Here is an 18,196-nt window from a genome sequence, read left to right on the forward strand (position 1 = left end):
TATTAAATTTCTTGCTTAAAGTCTTCTGGCTTGTATAACTTAAATACCTTAGTGAATAACAAGTCAACGACAATTCCAGCGATGATTGGTACGATTGCCCAAACTAAGATAGCTGGGATAACACCAATTGTATTCGTTTGGAACGCCTTATCGGCAACATCACGGACAACTGACTGAATTGGTGAAACAAATCCAATCCAACCAAATCCGGCTGAAGTTGGTGTTCCTTGAACATTCAAGAAACTGATTGGCAATGCTGAAATTGCAGCAGCCACCATAAATGAGAATAGCATAACCGGCTTCTTAAATACTGAAGGCATCATACCCTTCATGGCACCTAAGAAGATGGCAACGGTTGTTCCAACTTTGTTAACGCGAATTGAGTTAACTAATAGCACAACAGTCGTTGCAACAATACCAACACCAGCGGCAGCAGAACCTAATCCTGACAATGTAATTGCTAAAGCAATACCAACCGTTGAAACAGGTGTGACAATAATAACCGCAAAAGCCATCGCAATAATGATTGTCATTGGTAATGGTTGCAAATCAGTTGCTAATTGCACCATCTTACCAATCCAAGTGGTTACCTCACCAACATAAGGTGCGATTTCCTTACCAATTAAACCAACACCACCACCGACAATAATGGGGCTTAAGATAATAGCTAATGAACCAAATCCTCCTAGATATTTAGCAATTAGCCAAATAACAAGAACCCCGATTGCCGCAACAATCATGGCATTGATAACATCCCCAGCTCCAGCTGCCATATATACTGTACTAGGAGACGTAGTAGTTACACCAGTCACCGGATTTTTAAATCCTGCTGGCACTGAAGCCCACTTAATCGATCCACAGGCAACACCAACAGCGATTGCCATAACACCAACGTCTAGTGACTTCATGTTAAATTGCATGGCAATTGCCAAACCAATCAACATTGGAATAAGTGATGAGAATAGCGTCAAAATCGCACTCAGGTCAACTGCCCAACCCATTCCACTTTGTACAAACGGACGAATAACATACTTCAAAACAGCTGATGGCAAAACACCAATCAAAATACCTTGAGCAGAACCAGACAACACCTTAAAGAAAAAATCTTTAAACTTTAGTTCGTACGAACCGTCAAAAACTGCACTAGCCATAATATTCAATTACCTTTCTAATGTGACTATGTCACATACCCACTCACAGTAACGAAATCCCACAATCATTACTGCAAAATTAATGATTAATACTTAACTTGGTTTGGTGTCTCTTCACCCTTAATAAAGGCAAGTGAGGCATCCATTGATTGTGTAACCATCTCATAGACAGCCTTAGTTGTGTAGAAGGCCGTGTGAGGTGTTACCAAAACATTTTCGCGAGCAATTAAATCAGCAATCTTAGCATCTGGGAATTCCTTACCTGACCAGTCACTGTTAAACAAGCCAACTTCGTTCTCATAAACATCCATTGCAAGACCAAAAATCTTACCTGAGTTCAAACCATCAATAACAGCATCAATATCCATCAAATCACCACGAGAAACATTGATCAATACAACATCGTCCTTCATCTTTGCAATTGATTCTGCATTAATCATGTGGTAGTTTTCTGGCAAACTTGGTACGTGAAGTGAAATCGCATCAGCTTGTGCATACAATTCATCTAACGTATCAACATAGATACCTTCTGCTTCAAGCTCAGGGTTACGATATACATCATAAGCAACGATTTTAGCACCGAAGCCCTTCAAAATATCGATCAACACACGTCCAATGTGTCCAGTACCAATAATTCCGAATGTTTGCATGCGAACTTCACGACCAATTGTTGGTGCCCAACGCAAGTCATGGTTAGCAATCTTGTTATCTAATGCTTTTGTTTGACGTAGCACGCGTGCCCCTTGAATAGCTGCGTGTTCAGCAATCGCATTAGGTGAATAAACAGCAACGTTTGAGATTGAGAAGTCGAAACGACGAGCAGTCTCAAAATCAATGTTATCTGTACCTACGTTACGTAGTGACATTTTATTAATGCCCAATTCATGCAAAGCGGTCAACGTTTCAGGTGTATATGATAGTTGTTGGTATACATCAACTGCATCTGCGCCTTCAGCTAACTTAGCAGTCTTTGGATCCAATAACTTATCAGTAAAGTCTACTTCTACTTCTGGGTGGTTTGACATCCACTCACGTAGTGCGGCTTGCTCATCTTCTCGAATACCATATGCAAAAATTTTCATTGTTCTTTTCCTCCAAAGCATGTCTTAACACTCTTAATTATAAATACATTTGTGAAATATTCAACATAATAAACACAAAATCTTCAAATTTAACGTTTCAATATGGGACAAATCACTTTATTTATGGTTAAACCACAATACATATTTTTAATTTAAAGCGCTTACACAATGTGCATAGGTTCACAATAAGGAAGTATTAACTTTTGATATCAAAGCACTTCCTAAATACAATGATACGTTGCAAATACCTACACTGTCAACAAAGAAAGCGCTTACTTAAACTTTGTGAAAAAAGAGGACTTAACCTCGTAAAAAAACAAGGTAAAAGTCCTCTTTGTCAACATTAAATTTTAAACTAAGAGCAAAATTTTCTATGCTTTATCCTTAGCGCTAGTCATAATTTTATCAATCAAGCCATATTCAAGTGACTCTTCAGCATCCAACCAGTGATCACGTTCAGTATCTTTTTCAACTTCTTCAAATGGCTTACCAGTATTATCTGCCAAAATTTGGTTCAACTTCTTACGAGTCTTCAAAATTTCTTCAGCAGCAATCGCAATCTCGGTTTGTTGACCTTGTGCACCACCCGATGGTTGGTGAATCATAAATTGTGAGTTAGGCAAGATAAAGCGCTTGCCTTTAGCCCCTGATGAAGCCAATACAGAAGCCATTGATGCTGCTAATCCAATCGTAATTGTTTGCACATCGGCACTAATGAAATTCATTGTATCGTAAATTGCCATACCGGCATTAACTTCCCCACCTGGAGAGTTAATATACATATAAATGTCCTTATCTGGATCTTGGGCATCTAAGAATAACAACTGGGCAATAATTGCAGTTGCCATTTGTGATTCAATTTCACCATTAACCATGATAATACGGTCAATTAACAAACGTGAAAAAATATCATAAGAACGCTCACCATGTGATGATTGCTCAATAACATATGGAATTGGTGTCATTTTTTATTTCCTCCTAGTGTTCAAACTCAAGAACATAATATCATTTTATCATTTCGTCAAGAATGGTCAAACTTTATTTAACTAATTACACTATCCTCTTTGAATCTCTTTCGGAATTTGTCCAGTATCCCTAATTTCATCAGCCATTTTTGTTAACTTTCGCAAGCGATGATTAACACCTGATTTTGAAATCTCGCCGGAAGGCACATATTGTCCGAGTGCAGACAATGGTTCTTCACGATGAGCCAAACGGACTTCAGCAATTTCGCGTAACTTTTCAGGAAGGCGTCCAAGACCAATTTCTTCATCCAAAAATAAAATGTCATCAATTTGTTTTTGACTTGCATTGACTGTCTTATCCAAATTTGCATTTTCAGCATTGACTAATCGATTAACGGAATTGCGCATATCACGAATGATCCGCACATCTTCCATACGGAACATCGCATTCGTAGCACCAATCACTTTCATCATATCGCCAATTTTTTCTGCTTCTTTTAAATACACGATAAACCCTGAACGACGTTCGACCACCTTTGCATTCAAATCAAAACGATTCATCAAATTTGCTAATTGTGTCGCTTGTTCTTCATATAAAGAGTATATTTCCAGATGATAGCGACTAGTTTCCGGATTATTAACAGATCCCGCTGCCAAAAAGGCTCCTCGTAAATAGGAACGGGCTTTACCTTCTGGCTCTAACCATTCATCAGGTACAGTTGGCAATAGTTCAAAATCTTCGAAGATGTGTAAGTCATCAAGTAATTCACTAACACCTTGCGTAATACGGACAACATACAAGTTGTTTTTCTTTAATTTCATTTGACGACGTACAGATATTTCTGATGGTAAACGATAGAACTGCTGCAATAATCCTAATATTCGTCGCGCAGTTGCCGCATTTTCAGTTTGCACATTGAGCGTAAAATGTTGATTTGTTAGTCCCAGCGAACCATTCATACGCAATAAAGCCGACAACTCAGCTTTAGCATTATCTGGATTGCTAATTTCTAAGGTGGTTAATTCTTTTTTAACGTCACTTGCAAATGACATTATCGCCACCTCCTCATTCGTTTTTCTATTGTTTTTTCACTAATTGCATAATTAATTGTGCGACCGCATCCCCATCATGGAATGCACCATCATCACGCAAAGCTAGTAAATCACCCAAAACTGGCTCAGCACCTAGTGCTTGAACAGCTTCTGGATCTGAATGCACCTGGTATGAAATCTCATTCCAACGTTGCCAATCAATATAATCCTCAGGCACTTTACCAGTGTTCATAATCACTGCATCAACAATGCGTTCCCCAACATGCTTATTAATTGCCTCAACATGATCCGCATCTGTAAAATTATCTGTCTCACCTTTTTGAGTCATGATATTCGCAATGTACACAACCTTAGCGCGCGTTGCTCGTAAAGCTTCAGCAACATTCGGTACCATTAAATTAGGCAGCACACTGGTAAACAAACTACCTGGTCCAAGTACCACAATATCAGCCTCTAAAATAGCATTAACAACTTGGCTGGGTGATTGTACAGTATGTGTAGCAGCTGTCTCTTGAGACGTAACCCAGATATGATCAATTGCCTTATGTGCCGCTGTTATCTCAGCCTCACCTGCTAGTTTGGTACCATCTGAAAAAGCTGCATGTAATACTAATGGTTCATTAGCAACTGGATATACATGACCTTGAACTTGCATAATTTTTGTTAGTAACTGTATCCCATCAAAAATATCATGTTCTTTTTCAGCCATCGCCGCAATAATCAAATTTCCTAAGGAGTGATGTGCCAACATATCATCTTCTGGCTTAAAGCGATATTGAAAGATATCAATTAAACTTGCTGGTAGATTTGATAATGTGGCAATCACATTTCTAATATCTCCAGGCGGCACCATTTTTAAATAATCGCGTAAGGTCCCAGACGAACCGCCATCATCAGCAACTGTGATAATTGCCGTTAAATCACTATCATATTTTTTTAAACCATTTAAAACAACTGGCTGACCGGACCCACCACCAATCACAACGACTTTAGGGACACGTTTAACTGTATATTTTTCTGTCATGATCGGTTACTACTCTCCTTTCGGCGTTCGATATCACGGTGTCGCTCATTGACAACCCAATTCTTCGCTAGGTCTTCATGCAAACGATGTGCAAAAGCAACCGAGCGATGTTGGCCCCCTGTACAACCAAATGCTACGGTCAGTGTACTCTTTCCTTCAGCTTTATATTTTGGTAATAGCCACTTGATTTGTTCACTAACGCGTTCATAAAATTCGTTTGCATCATCTGTGCGCCAAACATAGTCAGCCACCGCTCTATCTAAACCTGTTAGTTGACGTAAATCTTCTTGATAATAAGGATTAGGCAAGAATCTTACATCAAAAACTAAGTCAGCATCAACCGCAATACCATATTTAAAGCCAAAGCTCATGACCTGAATTGAAAATGTTCCCGCTTGGTCAGTTTCTGAACCAAAGTGCGCTTGAATATAATTCCGTAATTGTCGTGGTGCGTAATCATCAGTATGAATGATTTCACTTGCTAAGTCACGAATTTTCGCCAGTTTCTCTCGCTCTATTTGGATACCATATAAGGTTCCACCTTCACCAGATAAGGGATGCGAGCGTCGTGTTTCTTTATAACGGGCAACTAGTTCGCCATCAGAAGCATCGATATAAACAATTTTCATATCATACTTGTCATAACTATTTTTTCTTAATTTCCGGACTTCGTGATCTAAATCAGCAAAAAAGCTCTGTGATCGTAAATCAATCATAACTGCTGCTCGTTGAATATTTTCTTCATCTGAAATCATTTGCCAAAATTTTGGTAACATTGCAGGTGGTAAATTCTGAACTGTAAAATAACCAAGATCTTCAAATGCCTGAATGGCAACCGTTTTGCCAGCTCCACTCATACCAGTGACAATAACTAATTCTTTTTTGTCCATCTGGTTATCCTCCTCTTAATTTATCTTGTCTATTGTATCATTTTTGAGATACACCCGGGTATTCTCATTAATGAAAAGACTGGTTCCCAAATTTTGAGAACCAGTCAAATACTGCTACTTTTTAGTTGTTTGTCGACTTGCTTCGTGCAATGCTTTCAATGCACGCTTACGAGTTTTGATATTAGGACTCTTCATTTTACGTCTAGCTGACGCAACATCTAACTTCTCTGCCATGATTGTTACCTCTCAATACATTGAATTTAACTTACAAAATATAAGTATAATACTTCACTATAAAATTGCAAGTCAGACCTAATTTATTTTTTTGCTCGTTGCCGATCTCGAACCATGATTGGCCCTAAATATTGTCCAGTGTACGAAGTGGTTGTTGCAGCAATTTTTTCTGGCGTTCCTGTTACCAAGACATTACCACCACCTTCACCACCTTCGGGTCCCATATCAATCAACCAATCAGCTGTTTTGATGACATCTAAATTATGCTCAATAATCAAGACTGAATTACCACCATCAACAAGTCGCTGTAGAACCTCTAACAATCTAGAAATATCAGCCACGTGCAACCCAGTTGTTGGTTCATCTAGTATATAGAATGTTTTTCCAGTTGAGCGACGTTGCAATTCAGATGCTAACTTCATTCGTTGTGCTTCACCACCTGACAAGGTCGTTGCGGATTGACCTAACTTCACATATCCTAGTCCTACATCAACCATTGTTTGCAACTTACGGTGAATCTTCGGAATAGCAGCGAAAAAATCGACTGCTTGCTCGGCAGTTAAATTCAATACATCCGCAATTGTTAGGCCACGATAAATCACTTCAAGGGTTTCAGAATTATAGCGGGTACCACCACAAACTTCACAAGTTACGTATACATCTGGCAAAAAGTTCATTTCAATTTTAATAACGCCATCGCCTTTACATGCTTCACACCGGCCACCCTTCGTGTTAAATGAAAAGCGCCCTTTTTTGTAGCCACGCATTTTGGCTTCATTAGTCTGAGCGAATAATTCTCGAATGTCGTCAAAGACCCCTGTATATGTCGCTGGATTTGATCGCGGTGTACGACCAATTGGACTCTGGTCAATATCAACAATTTTATCAATATTTTCGTAACCCGTTATTTTACGATACTTACCAGGTTTCTCGGAATTATGATTAAGTTCCATTTTCAACGCCCGTTTAAGGATTGTATTAACTAAGGTTGACTTACCTGATCCTGATACACCAGTCACTACTGTAAACTTACCTAATGGGAAATCAACTTTAATGTTTTTTAGATTGTTTTCGGCAGCTCCTGAAATCGTAATTTTCTGTCCATTACCCTGGCGCCGTGTCTCTGGAACAGGAATAAATTTTTTACCAGCAAGATACTGTCCCGTTAACGATTTTGGATTTGCTTCAATTTCAGTCGGCGTACCAGTAGCCATAATTTCACCACCATGTTCACCAGCACCTGGTCCCACGTCAATAATGTAATCAGCTGCACGCATGGTATCTTCATCATGTTCAACCACAATCAATGTGTTGCCTAAGTCACGCATTTGGTGCAACGAATGAATCAGGCGATCATTATCGCGCTGATGTAATCCAATTGATGGTTCATCAAGAACATACATAACACCAGACAAATTTGATCCGATTTGGGTTGCTAAACGAATGCGTTGTGCTTCACCACCAGACAAAGTTCGAGCTGAACGTGACAATGTCAAATATTCTAGCCCAACGTTTTTCAAGAAACGTAACCGATCTTTAATCTCCTTAACAATTGGTGCTGCAACCTCTTGATCCTGTTGACCAAATGATAACTGTTCAAAAAATGATAGCTCATGGTCTACTGATTGTTCAGAAATCTGACCAATATTTTGTCCACCAACTTTCACAGACAATGCACCTTTATTTAAACGATAACCATGACATGCTTGACATGATAATTCATCCATATAGCTACGCATTTGCTCGCGTGTAAAATCAGAATTTGATTCGCGATAGCGCCGGTTAATGTTATTCATTACACCTTCAAAGACAACGTCAACATCACGAACACCACCAAAATCATTTTCATAATGGAAATGGAATGTTTTTTCCCCCGATCCATATAAAATAAGTTCACGCTGTTCATCAGTTAACTCTTCAAAAGGTACATCCATTGGAATGTTCCTTGAATCGGCAAATTGACGAAGCATTTCAGGATAATATGATGAAGAAATCGGATTCCAAGCATCAATTGCCCCTTCAGCTAAAGTTTTGCTCTGATCTGGCACAACACGATCAATATCAACTTCCAATGTGATACCTAAACCACCACATACTGGACAAGCACCCAAAGGCGCATTGAAAGAAAATAGCTGTGGTTCAAGTTTACCGACCGCAAAGTTTTTTAAAGGTCCAGTGTAGTGGTCTGAATAAGTCAACCGTTGTTCTTCTCCTCTAACAACATCTACTGTTACCAAACCTTCTGCTAGCCGCATTGCAGATTCAAAGGATTCGAAAAGTCGTGCCCGCGAACTCTCGCGTAGGATAATTCGATCAACGACAATCGCAATATCATGATACTTATTCTTATTTAAATCAATATCATCAGTCACTTCATGCATTTCACCGTCCACAATGAAACGAACAAACCCCTCCTTTTGAATTCTTTCAAAAGCAGTGGCATGTGAACCTCGTTTATGGCGAATAATCGGTGCCAATATTTGCAATCGACTTCCTTCAGGCAGCCGTTCTGAAAGATCATTTAACATCTGATCGATCGATTTTTTTACAATCGTGCCGTCTGCTGCAGGATCTGGTTTACCAACACGTGCAAATAATAAACGATAGTAATCATTGATTTCCGTAACGGTTCCTACCGTTGATCGCGGATTTTTTGATGTGGTTTTTTGATCAATTGATATAGCTGGACTCAACCCATCAATTGCATCAACATCTGGTTTGTCCATTTGTCCCAAAAATTGACGTGCATACGCTGACAAACTTTCAACGTATCGTCTTTGTCCTTCGGCATACAACGTATCAAATGCTAACGAACTTTTCCCAGAACCTGATAATCCTGTCATGACAACAAACTTATCTCTTGGGATATCCACGTCTACGTTTTTTAAATTATGAGCGCGTGCGCCATGAATTTTAATCCAATCATTGACCATAAAACGTCTCCTTTAATCTCAATTATGCTAATTGTATTATACCCCTTTTGACAACTATATTGTTAATTAAAACTTAATAATATATCAATCGATTAATTTTAACAAAATTTTGTTTTATAATTTATGATATTTTCCACGTTTTTTGGCCACCGACCTTAATTTCACGTATAATGGAGCTTAGTATTAACTATTGGAGGTTGTCAACTCATGAATCACAAGACTGCCAAAGCATGGTCTTTGCGCTGGATTGCACAGCATTTTGCATCATTTATATTATTGATTGGTGCTGTACTTGCTGCTGCAGCTGCACTAACAGTGCTAGTTATTGCGGTTGAAGAGGTTATCGCACTTGTCTTTGCACAACGTTTAATTAACACTTACACCAATGTGTATGGCAATGCCTGGACAACCATCGCCTGGCATTTTGTTATCGTATTTTCGCTAGTCACTTTCTGGTCAGCAGTCGATACATTCATTCCAGAACCAACAGAAGAATAGCATCAACAACTCAAAAACACGTGATTACCTAGAAATCTAAGTAATCACGTGTTTTTCATTTACATATCAAATTGTATCGGCAACTTGTTTGATATCATTTGGCGTAGTACGGCAGCATCCACCAATAATGCGTGCACCAGCTTCTAGCCACTTTGGTGCTAATTCGGCAAAGGTCTGGGCATGTGGATTGGTAACCCATGTCTTTGTTTCTGGATTATAGGTGTCACCATTATTAGGATAAATGATAATTGGCTTTGTGGTATTTAATGAAATTACCTCTAATGTGTCCAAGACAATATCCATTGATGCACAATTAATACCAATTGCACTTATTTGAGGCTCATTTTCAAAATATGAAACAGCCTGTGCTAAAGATGTACCGTCACATAAGTGTTCAGGATCTTTAATACTAAACGTTATCCAAGCAGAATACTCAGGAAACTCAGTCTTTAATAAATCAACAAGTGCTTTGGTTTCTTCAAAATTTGGCTGTGTTTCAAATGCAAATAAATCAACGCCTGCCTTAGCCATTAATGTCATTCTTTGTTGATGAAACTTTTTGTATTCATCATGCTTTAACTCATAATCTCCAGTATACTCACTGCCATCAGCTAGATAAGCCCCATACGGTCCAACACTACCCGCAACAAGTGGATGTTGAGCTCGTTGATCACGTTCGGGTTGAGTGAGCTTACCGTAAAAATCATTTTTTGCCTCCACTGCTAATTTCACTGCTAATATAATTAATTCTTCGCTTTCAGCTATACTAAGACCCAATTCCTGAAATTTTTCCACATTTGCTTGATAGGTATTTGTAATTGCAACATCCGCTCCAGCTTGAAAATAACTTTGATGAACTTTCTTTACAGCGTCTGGGTTATTCATTAAAGCCGTTGCAGACCATAAATTACTACTTGTATCAACACCATATTTTTCTAATTCTGTTGCCATAGCTCCATCTAGTACTAGGCTTGTTTTCTTCTTCAAATTTTCATTAATAAGATTCATTATTTTCCTCCTATGAAATTTAGGTTGAATTTTTTTATCAATAAGTGCATCCTTTTAGTTGTTGAATTCTCATAATTTTATCTCATTATGAGAAAATTGCAATTTTTCGGAGGTGGTATTTTAATGGAAAAACCACATAAAGAACTAGAACGTCGAATGGAATCCCGACACCTTCTCATGATTTCGTTGGGCGGTGTCATTGGAACAGGTCTCTTTCTTAGTTCAGGATACACAATCCACCAAGCAGGACCAATCGGCACAATTCTTGCCTATGTATTAGGTGCAATTATTGTTTACCTTGTTATGTTATGTCTTGGCGAATTATCTGTCGCAATGCCACAGACAGGCTCCTTTCATGTCTATGCAGACAAATATATTGGGCCAGGAACTGGATTTACTGTTGCCATTTTGTACTGGTTAACTTGGACAGTCGCTCTTGGCTCAGAATTTACAGCTGCTGGTTTAATAATGAAAACTTGGTTTCCAGGTGTACCAACCTGGATTTGGAGTCTTCTGTTTATGATTATTATTTTCACATCAAATGCCCTATCCGTAAAAATCTTTGGCGAAACTGAATTTTGGTTTTCAAGTATTAAAGTTATTGCCATCATCTTATTTATTATTCTAGGCGGGCTTGCCATCTTTGGTATTTTACCAATTAAAGGATACTCACATGCACCACTATTCCATAACTTGATAAAAGATGGCGCCTTTCCAACCGGTTTCCAAAGTGTTTTCACAACTATGTTGACGGTTAATTTTGCTTTTTCAGGAACCGAATTAATTGGAGTTACTGCTGGTGAAACAAAGGATCCCGAAAAAAATATTCCAAAGGCCATTCATACAACCCTCTTACGCTTAGCAATATTTTTCATTGGTAGTATCGTTGTCATGGCTTCACTTATTCCCTGGCAAAAAGCTGGTGTTGATCAAAGCCCATTTGTCCTTGTGTTTAAAAGTATTGGCTTACCTTTTGCTGGTGATTTAATGAATTTTGTTGTCTTAACAGCAATATTATCTGCTGCAAATTCTGGACTTTATGCTTCGACTAGGATGCTTTGGTCACTAGCAAACGAAGGAATGATTCCCCAAAAATATGCCAAAACAAATTCACATGGTGTGCCAATGATTGCCTTAGTTCTCAGTATGTTAGGAGGTGTCTTAGCATTGCTATCAAGTGTCATCGCTGCATCAACGGTTTATCTAGTGTTAGTTTCAATTTCTGGATTAGCAGTTGTTATTGTATGGATGGCAATTGCCTACTCACAAATTAATTTCAGAAAACAATGGTTAAAAGATGGACATTCAACGTCTGAACTTAAATTCAAAACACCTTGGTATCCTTTTTTACCTTGGGCGGCGTTCATTCTTAGTTTTCTGTCTTGTGTATTGATTATCTTTGACCCAACACAACGCATGGCATTATTTTATATGTTGCCATTTTTAATCATCTGTTATGTGATTTATTATGGAAAGAAAAAAATTCATCATATCAAGTCTACCGATCAATAAACTATTTGTAATTACAATCAGTTTTAATCCTTTGAGTTATGTTTAAAGCCATCAAACTACTAATTTGACATTAGTAATTTGATGGCTTTTTTCTACAATAACTGCTTTAACTAATTTTTTTAATATTAGAAAAATTGTGGTGTTGTTGTATGATGATTCATTTCTGAAATAAATAAAATATCCAGTTCTTTTGGTGGCACAAAATTATTTCCTGCCAATAGTGCCTGCCCCACATTCTGATGGGCTATTTGTTGGTTATAACTTTGTAATGCAGGTAATTGTTCTAATTCACGATTTGTATTTAATTGATGAACCAAGTAATGGCCAAACTGACCTAATAATTCAACAGGTAAATCAAGTGGACTTTGCGTGGTCAACATTAAGAACAAACCCACTTTACGTCCTTCTCGAGCAATTCGAAAAATACCATTTGTTGCCAAGTGTTCCGTCATTAAGTAACGGTGGGCCTCATCAATTAATAAGGTAACTGGCACACTTTGCCGCAATTGTTGCTTTTCACGTAATAATGCCGTCGTTAACAGTGACACAATCACCTTCCCAATTTCTAAGTCATCAGCAAATGAAGAACAGTCAATGACTAAAATTTTGTGGTCACTACGATGACTAGCAAACAATCGTAATAAATACATCACATCTGTCTGCATATGCGATGGTTCAACCTCATCTTCTAGTAAAGGCATATGAAAGAGCTGTCGGAAACGCTTTTGACTGGTTAACCGTTTAATACGCCGAACTAATGGTAAACATTTTGCAAAACCTGTCTCATCAATTTTTTGACCAATTAAATCAAAATTATCCACTGGCATGGCATATTCTTGTCTTAGTTGCTCAGGAAGCGTTTCTAATTCAACTGGCTGTGGATAGTGATAAAGGCTACGCATGTCCTTCTCAAAAGTGTTCCAAGGACGGTCTAACTTTTTGTATATCCCCTTTGCATGTACAATATTTTTTTGTATTTTCAAGCTGTCCAATGCATCGGCTAATTTTTCTTGTATATCATGGTCTGTTACACCAAATAATAAACTCAAATCCTGGCCGGTTAATTTTTCGTAATCAATATATGCATTATATCCCAATTTAGCCACAACAGCATTCGGAAGGTGCGTATACTCTCCAGTTGGATCAATAATCATGGCGGTTTGATTTTGATCCATGAGACCATGCAAAATCGTCATGGCACTTGTTGATTTACCACTGCCAGTTGCCCCTACGATCAATAGATGTTGTTGTAATAGTTTATCTGCTGATACTGTTAGTTCTGCTGATAATGGTATTGATATCATATTTTCACCCTTCTTTGTCATATTAAATCAAACGAATTAAATCCCAAATAACGTTTATCAACCAGATAGCCGCTGTCGCGAAATATAGCCATTTTTCTTTTGTGCGGACACTAAAGCCAATAATGCCAAACAAAACAACGACTACCAAGTGGTACCAAATAACTTGATCTGTAAACACATCAAATAATGAATAAATCCCCAAAAATATCATCATCAACGCAAATATGACCAGTACCCACTTACCAAAGTTAAATCCTTTTTTCACGCTTTACATTCCTCCAATAAAATCACTATCCTTATGTTACCGTTAGTTACACAATAATGCGATAGCAACTACTTGCAAATTACTATTTTAAATGCGAAAGTAGGTTTAGATTACTAAGGAGGTTTTTTATGTCGATTCCAAATATTACATTAAATGATGGTCACCAGTTACCTAACTTAGGACTTGGAACTTATCAACTAAAAGGAGGCGCAGGATTCCAACAAATTCTGGCAGCAATTAAAAGCGGTTATCGTCTAATTGACTCAGCTACTAACTATGATAATGAAGGAATTGTTGGTAAAGCAATTCGTCATTCTGGCGTACCCCGTTCAGAATTTTTCATTACATCAAAGCTACCTGGTAAATACCATGACTATGAAAGTGCACGAAATGCTATTCAAGAATCACTAGCCCGCATGGGTATTGATTATTTCGATCTGTTTATCATTCACTGGCCATTGCCAAAACGTGGTTTATATGTTGAAGCTTGGCAAGCTCTGGTCGATGCACAAAAGCAAGGTCTCATTCGTTCAATCGGTGTATCGAATTTTGAACCTGAACATCTAGATCGAATTATTGAAGAAACTGGCGTTAAACCCGCAGTCAACCAAATTGAAATCCATCCTTATTGGGTACAAGAGGACAATGTCTTAGAAAATCTACGCCGTGGCATTAAAGTTGAGGCTTGGAGCCCACTTGGCCGTGGTAGCGCGGCTTTGAAAGAGCCAGTTATCCAAGAAATTGCTGAAAAGTACGATAAATCAACAAGTCAAATCATTACTCGTTGGCATATTGACCGTGGTATTATCCCGGTTTTGCGTTCATCTAACCCTGCCCACCAACGTGAGGATCTTGATGTCTTTGATTTTGAACTAGAAAATAATGAAATCGCTGCTATCAACGACCTAAATCGCGAAGACGGTCGAATCGATGGTCAAGACCCAAATGAGTACGAAGAGTTTGAGTAATAAAAAGAGCTGATATGCTACCGTTTTGGAGTCCAATAACTTTTCATTGAAGCTAATAAAGAGACTGAGACGTAACTAGCTATCATAGACTAAGAGGGGCAGAAATCTACCTATTTGAATTTGGTAGATTTCTGCCCCTTTAAACGTGTTCCAAAAGACTGACGCCTTGCTGTAACAACAATTAGGCGATTTTGGCTCTTCGCTTTGCTACGAACCAAAATCACCTAATTACCGTCACAATCGGCTTCAAAGCGTCTTTTATCACACTCACTTTTATTTTTCATTCATCAACTCACGTACTCGAGCTTGTAGTCTTGGTACAATTGCAGCTTCAAACCAAGGATTTTTGCGTAACCATATATTATTTCTTGGTGATGGATGAACGATTGGCATAAATTTAGGTTCAAATTCTTGTGAGCGTTTAATAACAGCTGTTATAGTTTCAGATTTTTTAATTGGTAAGTAGAAACGTTGTGCATAAGCACCAACCAAAATAATCAATGAAACTTTTGGCATATCCGCTAGCATTTTAGGATGCCATTTCTCTGCAAATCCCTTACGTGGTGGCAAATCACCGCTTTTACCTTTACCAGGAAAATAGAAATCCAGTGGTAAATTACCAACTTTACCACTATTGTAAAATTCATCTGAGGTAATACCCATCCATTCCCGTAACCGATCACCACTTTGATCATTGAATGGAATACCCGTTTGTTCCACTTTTGCACCAGGTGCCTGACCAATAATCAATATGCGAACTTCAGATCCCACTTGATAAACTGGTTTAATGCCTCGCTCAGTGTATGCCTGATTTTGTTCATCAGCCATAATGGCTTGTTTGATATCCGAAAAATCACTCATTCATCTAATCCTCTTCTGGCGTATCTTTCAAAACAACTGCACTATATGGACTCATTCTAACACGTTGATCATTGCAATGCACTTTACCTACAAGTTATAAAAATTGTCCGTTTACCTCATGTCAAATTATCCTTAGTTAGCATCCAGTTTAACCAAATCAGATTTGCTATAATAGGAAACAAAATAACGAAAATAGGAGTAACCTATTATGACTGAATCTATGAATTATTGGATTAAAAATCTCCATCTTGAACCGCATCCGGAGGGTGGCTATTTTGTTGAAACTACCCGCAGTAATGAATCTATCGACATGACCCAAGGAAATCGCGCACTATTTACCTCAATTATTTTCTTATTGACCGCTGATAACCCCTCACACTTTCATCGTTTATCATCAGATGAAACTTGGTTTTACCATGCTGGCTCACCACTAACGGTACACTGCATTTTTCCAGATGGTCATTACGAAGCAATTAAGATTGGACCAAAGCTTACAAACGGTGAACGTCTTTCATATACCGTACCCAAAGAGACAATCTTTGGTTCAAGTGTTAGCGACGGTTTCAGTGTTGTCAGCTGTGTAGTAACCCCTGGATTTGATTACAACGATTTTGAACTTTTTACCCAGTCATCACTAATTAATAAATATCCAGAACATACGTCAATTATTAAACAATTAGCGTATGAAGAGATTCCAAAACAATAAAAAAACAATCAGTGGTTTCTTATTACCACTGATTGTTTTTTGTTAAAACCTAGCTGACTTCAAAATGTCTTCCGTCTCACTAGCTTATAGTTTGGCTTCAATTTCATCGAATACTTTTTGCGTACCAACACCAGTAAGTAAAGCAACGCCATTGATAACTTTATCTTTAATTGCGCTTGGCACCATCGTTGTTGAAACCACAATATCATAATCATCATTTTCGATAGCACTAACTTCGTCAGCAATTTTTGACTGCAAGAATTTCACCTGACCAGTCTTGCCGACTGAATCAAGATAATCCTTAATTTTACCTGTTGCAACTGTTGAAGTTGCGATACCTGTTCCACAAACGACCATTAATGATTTTGCCATAATTTTATCTCCTTATTTATGAGTAACTTTTTATTGTTCTACTTTTTCAGTTTTCTTGAACTTGTTTAGCCAAATCATCAAGCCAAGAACAATGATAAAGACGATAGCCATACCGCTCCAAGACATTAGTTTTCCTAATCCAACAATTAGCAATGTCGTCCAGGCACCACCATCTGACAAAACTGAAATTGATGATGCGCCGTTCATTGCAAAATGCGCTGATTTTGCTGCAGTCGTTAGTAATGGGGCAATCCAAGATGCAATATACAATGATACGGCAATGTCGATAATTCCACCGACAACAATTCGGAACACATTACCACCGAACACAGCAGCCATTACGGCTAACATAAATGGAATCGTTGCTAAATCTCCGAATGGTAAGACACGATTTCCTGGTAAGATAACTGCAATTAGCAATGAAACGGGTACTAAAATCAATGAAGCTGACAACACGGCTTCCTGACCAACAGCCAAGGCTGAATCCATTCCAATATACAAATTACGTCCTGGGAAGTGCTTTTGTACCATTGTGTTCGCCGCTTCTGATATTGGTGACAAACCTTCCATCAAGATAGCTACCATACGTGGCATCAAAATCAAAACCGCAGATGTTGTAATTCCTAAGTTTAATATCTTAGTTAAATCATATTGTGCCAAAGCACCAATAACAATTCCAATAATCAGTCCCATGACAGCTGAATCACCAAAGACACCAAGTTTCTTTTGAATCGTTTCTGGCGTCCAATGAATATTCTTTACACCAGGAATACGATCTAGGACCCAGTTAATTGGCAGAGCCAATACGAATCCTGGGGCAGATGCTCCTTGTGGAAATGAAATGCCCTCTAATCCATAATGTTTCTGAATTGTTGGTGCGGCCAAATCTGCTAAGAAGTAAATCCACATAGCGTGCACAATCATCGTGAATAGACCCAAACCAAAATTATTTGTTGCTGCATAGACCAATGATCCTGAAAATGCAATGTGCCAATAATTCCACAAATCGACGTCCAATGTTTTAGTCAAACCAATCACTAACAAGACAACATTCAAGGCGACACCAATTGGGATAGCTAAACTTCCTAATGTTGTCCCATACGAAATAGCTGAAGCTGCTGGCCAACCAACGTCGATCGAATTTAATGACAAACCAAAGTTTTTAACCATCGCTTGGGCTGCTGGACCTAAGTTATCAGTCAATAATCCAATAATTAAGTTCAACCCAGTAAACCCAATACCGACCATCAAAGCAGATTTAAAAGCCTTGCCGGGTTTAATACGTAATGCTAGTCCAAAAATAAATAGTAATAGTGGTAAGAATACTGTTGGACCAGCATCTAATAACCATTTAATCACTCCCATAATTT

At 38.2% G+C, this 18,196-nt stretch carries 18 protein-coding genes; 4 read left to right on the forward strand and 14 right to left on the reverse strand.

All coding sequences use genetic code 11. The features are described 5' to 3' along the window. Positions 1 to 2: 2 nt before the first annotated feature. From ACQ4QH_RS07900 to uvrA, 8 genes are all read right to left on the reverse strand, one after another. A complete protein-coding gene (locus ACQ4QH_RS07900) occupies positions 3 to 1,151 on the reverse strand; it encodes a PTS sugar transporter subunit IIC (protein WP_439818448.1) in 1,149 nt (382 codons plus the stop codon). Positions 1,152 to 1,237: 86 nt separating this feature from the next. Further along, positions 1,238 to 2,233 (reverse strand): D-2-hydroxyacid dehydrogenase, encoded by a 996-nt coding sequence (locus ACQ4QH_RS07905; protein WP_439818449.1) that lies wholly within the window; start codon positions 2,231 to 2,233, stop codon positions 1,238 to 1,240. Between the two features lie 371 nt (positions 2,234 to 2,604). Next, entirely contained in the window at positions 2,605 to 3,198 is a 594-nt protein-coding gene (locus tag ACQ4QH_RS07910; protein ID WP_002827847.1) for an ATP-dependent Clp protease proteolytic subunit, read from the reverse strand. A gap of 90 nt (positions 3,199 to 3,288) precedes the next feature. Further along, entirely contained in the window at positions 3,289 to 4,251 is a 963-nt protein-coding gene (gene whiA / locus ACQ4QH_RS07915; protein WP_040760509.1) for a DNA-binding protein WhiA, read from the reverse strand. A gap of 25 nt (positions 4,252 to 4,276) precedes the next feature. Beyond that, positions 4,277 to 5,275 carry a gluconeogenesis factor YvcK family protein gene (locus ACQ4QH_RS07920; RefSeq protein WP_439818450.1) on the reverse strand — a complete coding sequence of 333 codons (999 nt, stop codon included), beginning with the start codon at positions 5,273 to 5,275 and terminating at the stop codon, positions 4,277 to 4,279. Continuing rightward, on the reverse strand, positions 5,272 to 6,165 hold the full coding sequence (rapZ, locus tag ACQ4QH_RS07925) for an RNase adapter RapZ (protein WP_439818451.1): 894 nt from the start codon (positions 6,163 to 6,165) through the stop codon (positions 5,272 to 5,274). The genes ACQ4QH_RS07920 and rapZ overlap by 4 nt, the downstream gene beginning before the upstream one ends. 114 nt (positions 6,166 to 6,279) lie before the next feature. Continuing rightward, positions 6,280 to 6,399 (reverse strand): putative metal homeostasis protein, encoded by a 120-nt coding sequence (locus tag ACQ4QH_RS07930; protein ID WP_002827852.1) that lies wholly within the window; start codon positions 6,397 to 6,399, stop codon positions 6,280 to 6,282. 83 nt (positions 6,400 to 6,482) lie between these two features. Beyond that, positions 6,483 to 9,332, reverse strand: a complete 2,850-nt coding sequence (uvrA, locus tag ACQ4QH_RS07935) for an excinuclease ABC subunit UvrA (protein ID WP_439818452.1) — start codon at positions 9,330 to 9,332, stop codon at positions 6,483 to 6,485. Between the two features lie 207 nt (positions 9,333 to 9,539). Between uvrA and ACQ4QH_RS07940 the strand changes: the two genes are divergently transcribed. Continuing rightward, positions 9,540 to 9,830, forward strand: coding sequence for a hypothetical protein (locus ACQ4QH_RS07940; protein WP_439818453.1), 291 nt, complete (start codon positions 9,540 to 9,542; stop codon positions 9,828 to 9,830). Positions 9,831 to 9,896: 66 nt separating this feature from the next. Here the strand turns inward: ACQ4QH_RS07940 and mmuM are convergent, their stop codons facing one another. Beyond that, entirely contained in the window at positions 9,897 to 10,841 is a 945-nt protein-coding gene (mmuM, locus tag ACQ4QH_RS07945; RefSeq protein ID WP_439819515.1) for a homocysteine S-methyltransferase, read from the reverse strand. A 120-nt stretch (positions 10,842 to 10,961) separates the two neighbouring features. Between mmuM and ACQ4QH_RS07950 the strand changes: the two genes are divergently transcribed. Further along, positions 10,962 to 12,350, forward strand: a complete 1,389-nt coding sequence (locus tag ACQ4QH_RS07950) for an amino acid permease (protein WP_439818454.1) — start codon at positions 10,962 to 10,964, stop codon at positions 12,348 to 12,350. 125 nt (positions 12,351 to 12,475) lie between these two features. Here the strand turns inward: ACQ4QH_RS07950 and ACQ4QH_RS07955 are convergent, their stop codons facing one another. Both ACQ4QH_RS07955 and ACQ4QH_RS07960 read right to left on the reverse strand, forming a co-directional pair. After that, positions 12,476 to 13,654 (reverse strand): ATP-binding protein, encoded by a 1,179-nt coding sequence (locus tag ACQ4QH_RS07955; protein WP_439818455.1) that lies wholly within the window; start codon positions 13,652 to 13,654, stop codon positions 12,476 to 12,478. A 22-nt stretch (positions 13,655 to 13,676) separates the two neighbouring features. Continuing rightward, positions 13,677 to 13,919: a hypothetical protein gene (locus ACQ4QH_RS07960; RefSeq protein ID WP_439818456.1), complete on the reverse strand. Its 243-nt coding sequence runs from the start codon at positions 13,917 to 13,919 to the stop codon at positions 13,677 to 13,679. Positions 13,920 to 14,047: 128 nt separating this feature from the next. On the opposite strand from ACQ4QH_RS07960, the gene ACQ4QH_RS07965 reads away from it, so the two are divergent. Next, complete coding sequence (locus ACQ4QH_RS07965; RefSeq protein WP_439818457.1) at positions 14,048 to 14,887, forward strand: aldo/keto reductase; 840 nt, start codon at positions 14,048 to 14,050, stop codon at positions 14,885 to 14,887. A gap of 273 nt (positions 14,888 to 15,160) precedes the next feature. Here the strand turns inward: ACQ4QH_RS07965 and ACQ4QH_RS07970 are convergent, their stop codons facing one another. After that, positions 15,161 to 15,748, reverse strand: coding sequence for a uracil-DNA glycosylase family protein (locus ACQ4QH_RS07970; protein ID WP_439818458.1), 588 nt, complete (start codon positions 15,746 to 15,748; stop codon positions 15,161 to 15,163). A 208-nt stretch (positions 15,749 to 15,956) separates the two neighbouring features. Between ACQ4QH_RS07970 and ACQ4QH_RS07975 the strand changes: the two genes are divergently transcribed. Beyond that, the gene (locus ACQ4QH_RS07975) at positions 15,957 to 16,454 is read left to right on the forward strand and encodes a cupin domain-containing protein (protein ID WP_439818459.1); all 498 of its coding nucleotides are present in this window, start codon (positions 15,957 to 15,959) and stop codon (positions 16,452 to 16,454) included. Between the two features lie 84 nt (positions 16,455 to 16,538). Here the strand turns inward: ACQ4QH_RS07975 and ACQ4QH_RS07980 are convergent, their stop codons facing one another. Together ACQ4QH_RS07980 and ACQ4QH_RS07985 are read right to left on the reverse strand one after the other, a co-directional pair. After that, a complete protein-coding gene (locus ACQ4QH_RS07980) occupies positions 16,539 to 16,826 on the reverse strand; it encodes a PTS sugar transporter subunit IIB (RefSeq protein ID WP_439818460.1) in 288 nt (95 codons plus the stop codon). 30 nt (positions 16,827 to 16,856) lie between these two features. Further along, positions 16,857 to 18,191, reverse strand: coding sequence for a PTS galactitol transporter subunit IIC (locus ACQ4QH_RS07985; protein ID WP_439818461.1), 1,335 nt, complete (start codon positions 18,189 to 18,191; stop codon positions 16,857 to 16,859). Positions 18,192 to 18,196 lie beyond the last annotated feature (5 nt).

The sequence above is a fragment of the Weissella paramesenteroides genome, from assembly GCF_051903945.1.
GTDB lineage: Bacteria > Bacillota > Bacilli > Lactobacillales > Lactobacillaceae > Weissella > Weissella paramesenteroides_A.

Bases quoted from the DNA above. Each gene is read 5' to 3' on its own strand.
- ACQ4QH_RS07900 (WP_439818448.1), bottom strand. From the start codon at position 1,151: ATGGCTAGTGCAGTTTTTGACGGTTCGTACGAACTAAAGTTTAAAGAT.
- ACQ4QH_RS07905 (WP_439818449.1), bottom strand. From the start codon at position 2,233: ATGAAAATTTTTGCATATGGTATTCGAGAAGATGAGCAAGCCGCACTA.
- ACQ4QH_RS07910 (WP_002827847.1), bottom strand. From the start codon at position 3,198: ATGACACCAATTCCATATGTTATTGAGCAATCATCACATGGTGAGCGT.
- whiA (WP_040760509.1), bottom strand. From the start codon at position 4,251: ATGTCATTTGCAAGTGACGTTAAAAAAGAATTAACCACCTTAGAAATT.
- ACQ4QH_RS07920 (WP_439818450.1), bottom strand. From the start codon at position 5,275: ATGACAGAAAAATATACAGTTAAACGTGTCCCTAAAGTCGTTGTGATT.
- rapZ (WP_439818451.1), bottom strand. From the start codon at position 6,165: ATGGACAAAAAAGAATTAGTTATTGTCACTGGTATGAGTGGAGCTGGC.
- ACQ4QH_RS07930 (WP_002827852.1), bottom strand. From the start codon at position 6,399: ATGGCAGAGAAGTTAGATGTTGCGTCAGCTAGACGTAAAATGAAGAGT.
- uvrA (WP_439818452.1), bottom strand. From the start codon at position 9,332: ATGGTCAATGATTGGATTAAAATTCATGGCGCACGCGCTCATAATTTA.
- ACQ4QH_RS07940 (WP_439818453.1), top strand. From the start codon at position 9,540: ATGAATCACAAGACTGCCAAAGCATGGTCTTTGCGCTGGATTGCACAG.
- ACQ4QH_RS07950 (WP_439818454.1), top strand. From the start codon at position 10,962: ATGGAAAAACCACATAAAGAACTAGAACGTCGAATGGAATCCCGACAC.
- ACQ4QH_RS07955 (WP_439818455.1), bottom strand. From the start codon at position 13,654: ATGATATCAATACCATTATCAGCAGAACTAACAGTATCAGCAGATAAA.
- ACQ4QH_RS07965 (WP_439818457.1), top strand. From the start codon at position 14,048: ATGTCGATTCCAAATATTACATTAAATGATGGTCACCAGTTACCTAAC.
- ACQ4QH_RS07970 (WP_439818458.1), bottom strand. From the start codon at position 15,748: ATGAGTGATTTTTCGGATATCAAACAAGCCATTATGGCTGATGAACAA.
- ACQ4QH_RS07975 (WP_439818459.1), top strand. From the start codon at position 15,957: ATGACTGAATCTATGAATTATTGGATTAAAAATCTCCATCTTGAACCG.
- ACQ4QH_RS07980 (WP_439818460.1), bottom strand. From the start codon at position 16,826: ATGGCAAAATCATTAATGGTCGTTTGTGGAACAGGTATCGCAACTTCA.
- ACQ4QH_RS07985 (WP_439818461.1), bottom strand. From the start codon at position 18,191: ATGGGAGTGATTAAATGGTTATTAGATGCTGGTCCAACAGTATTCTTA.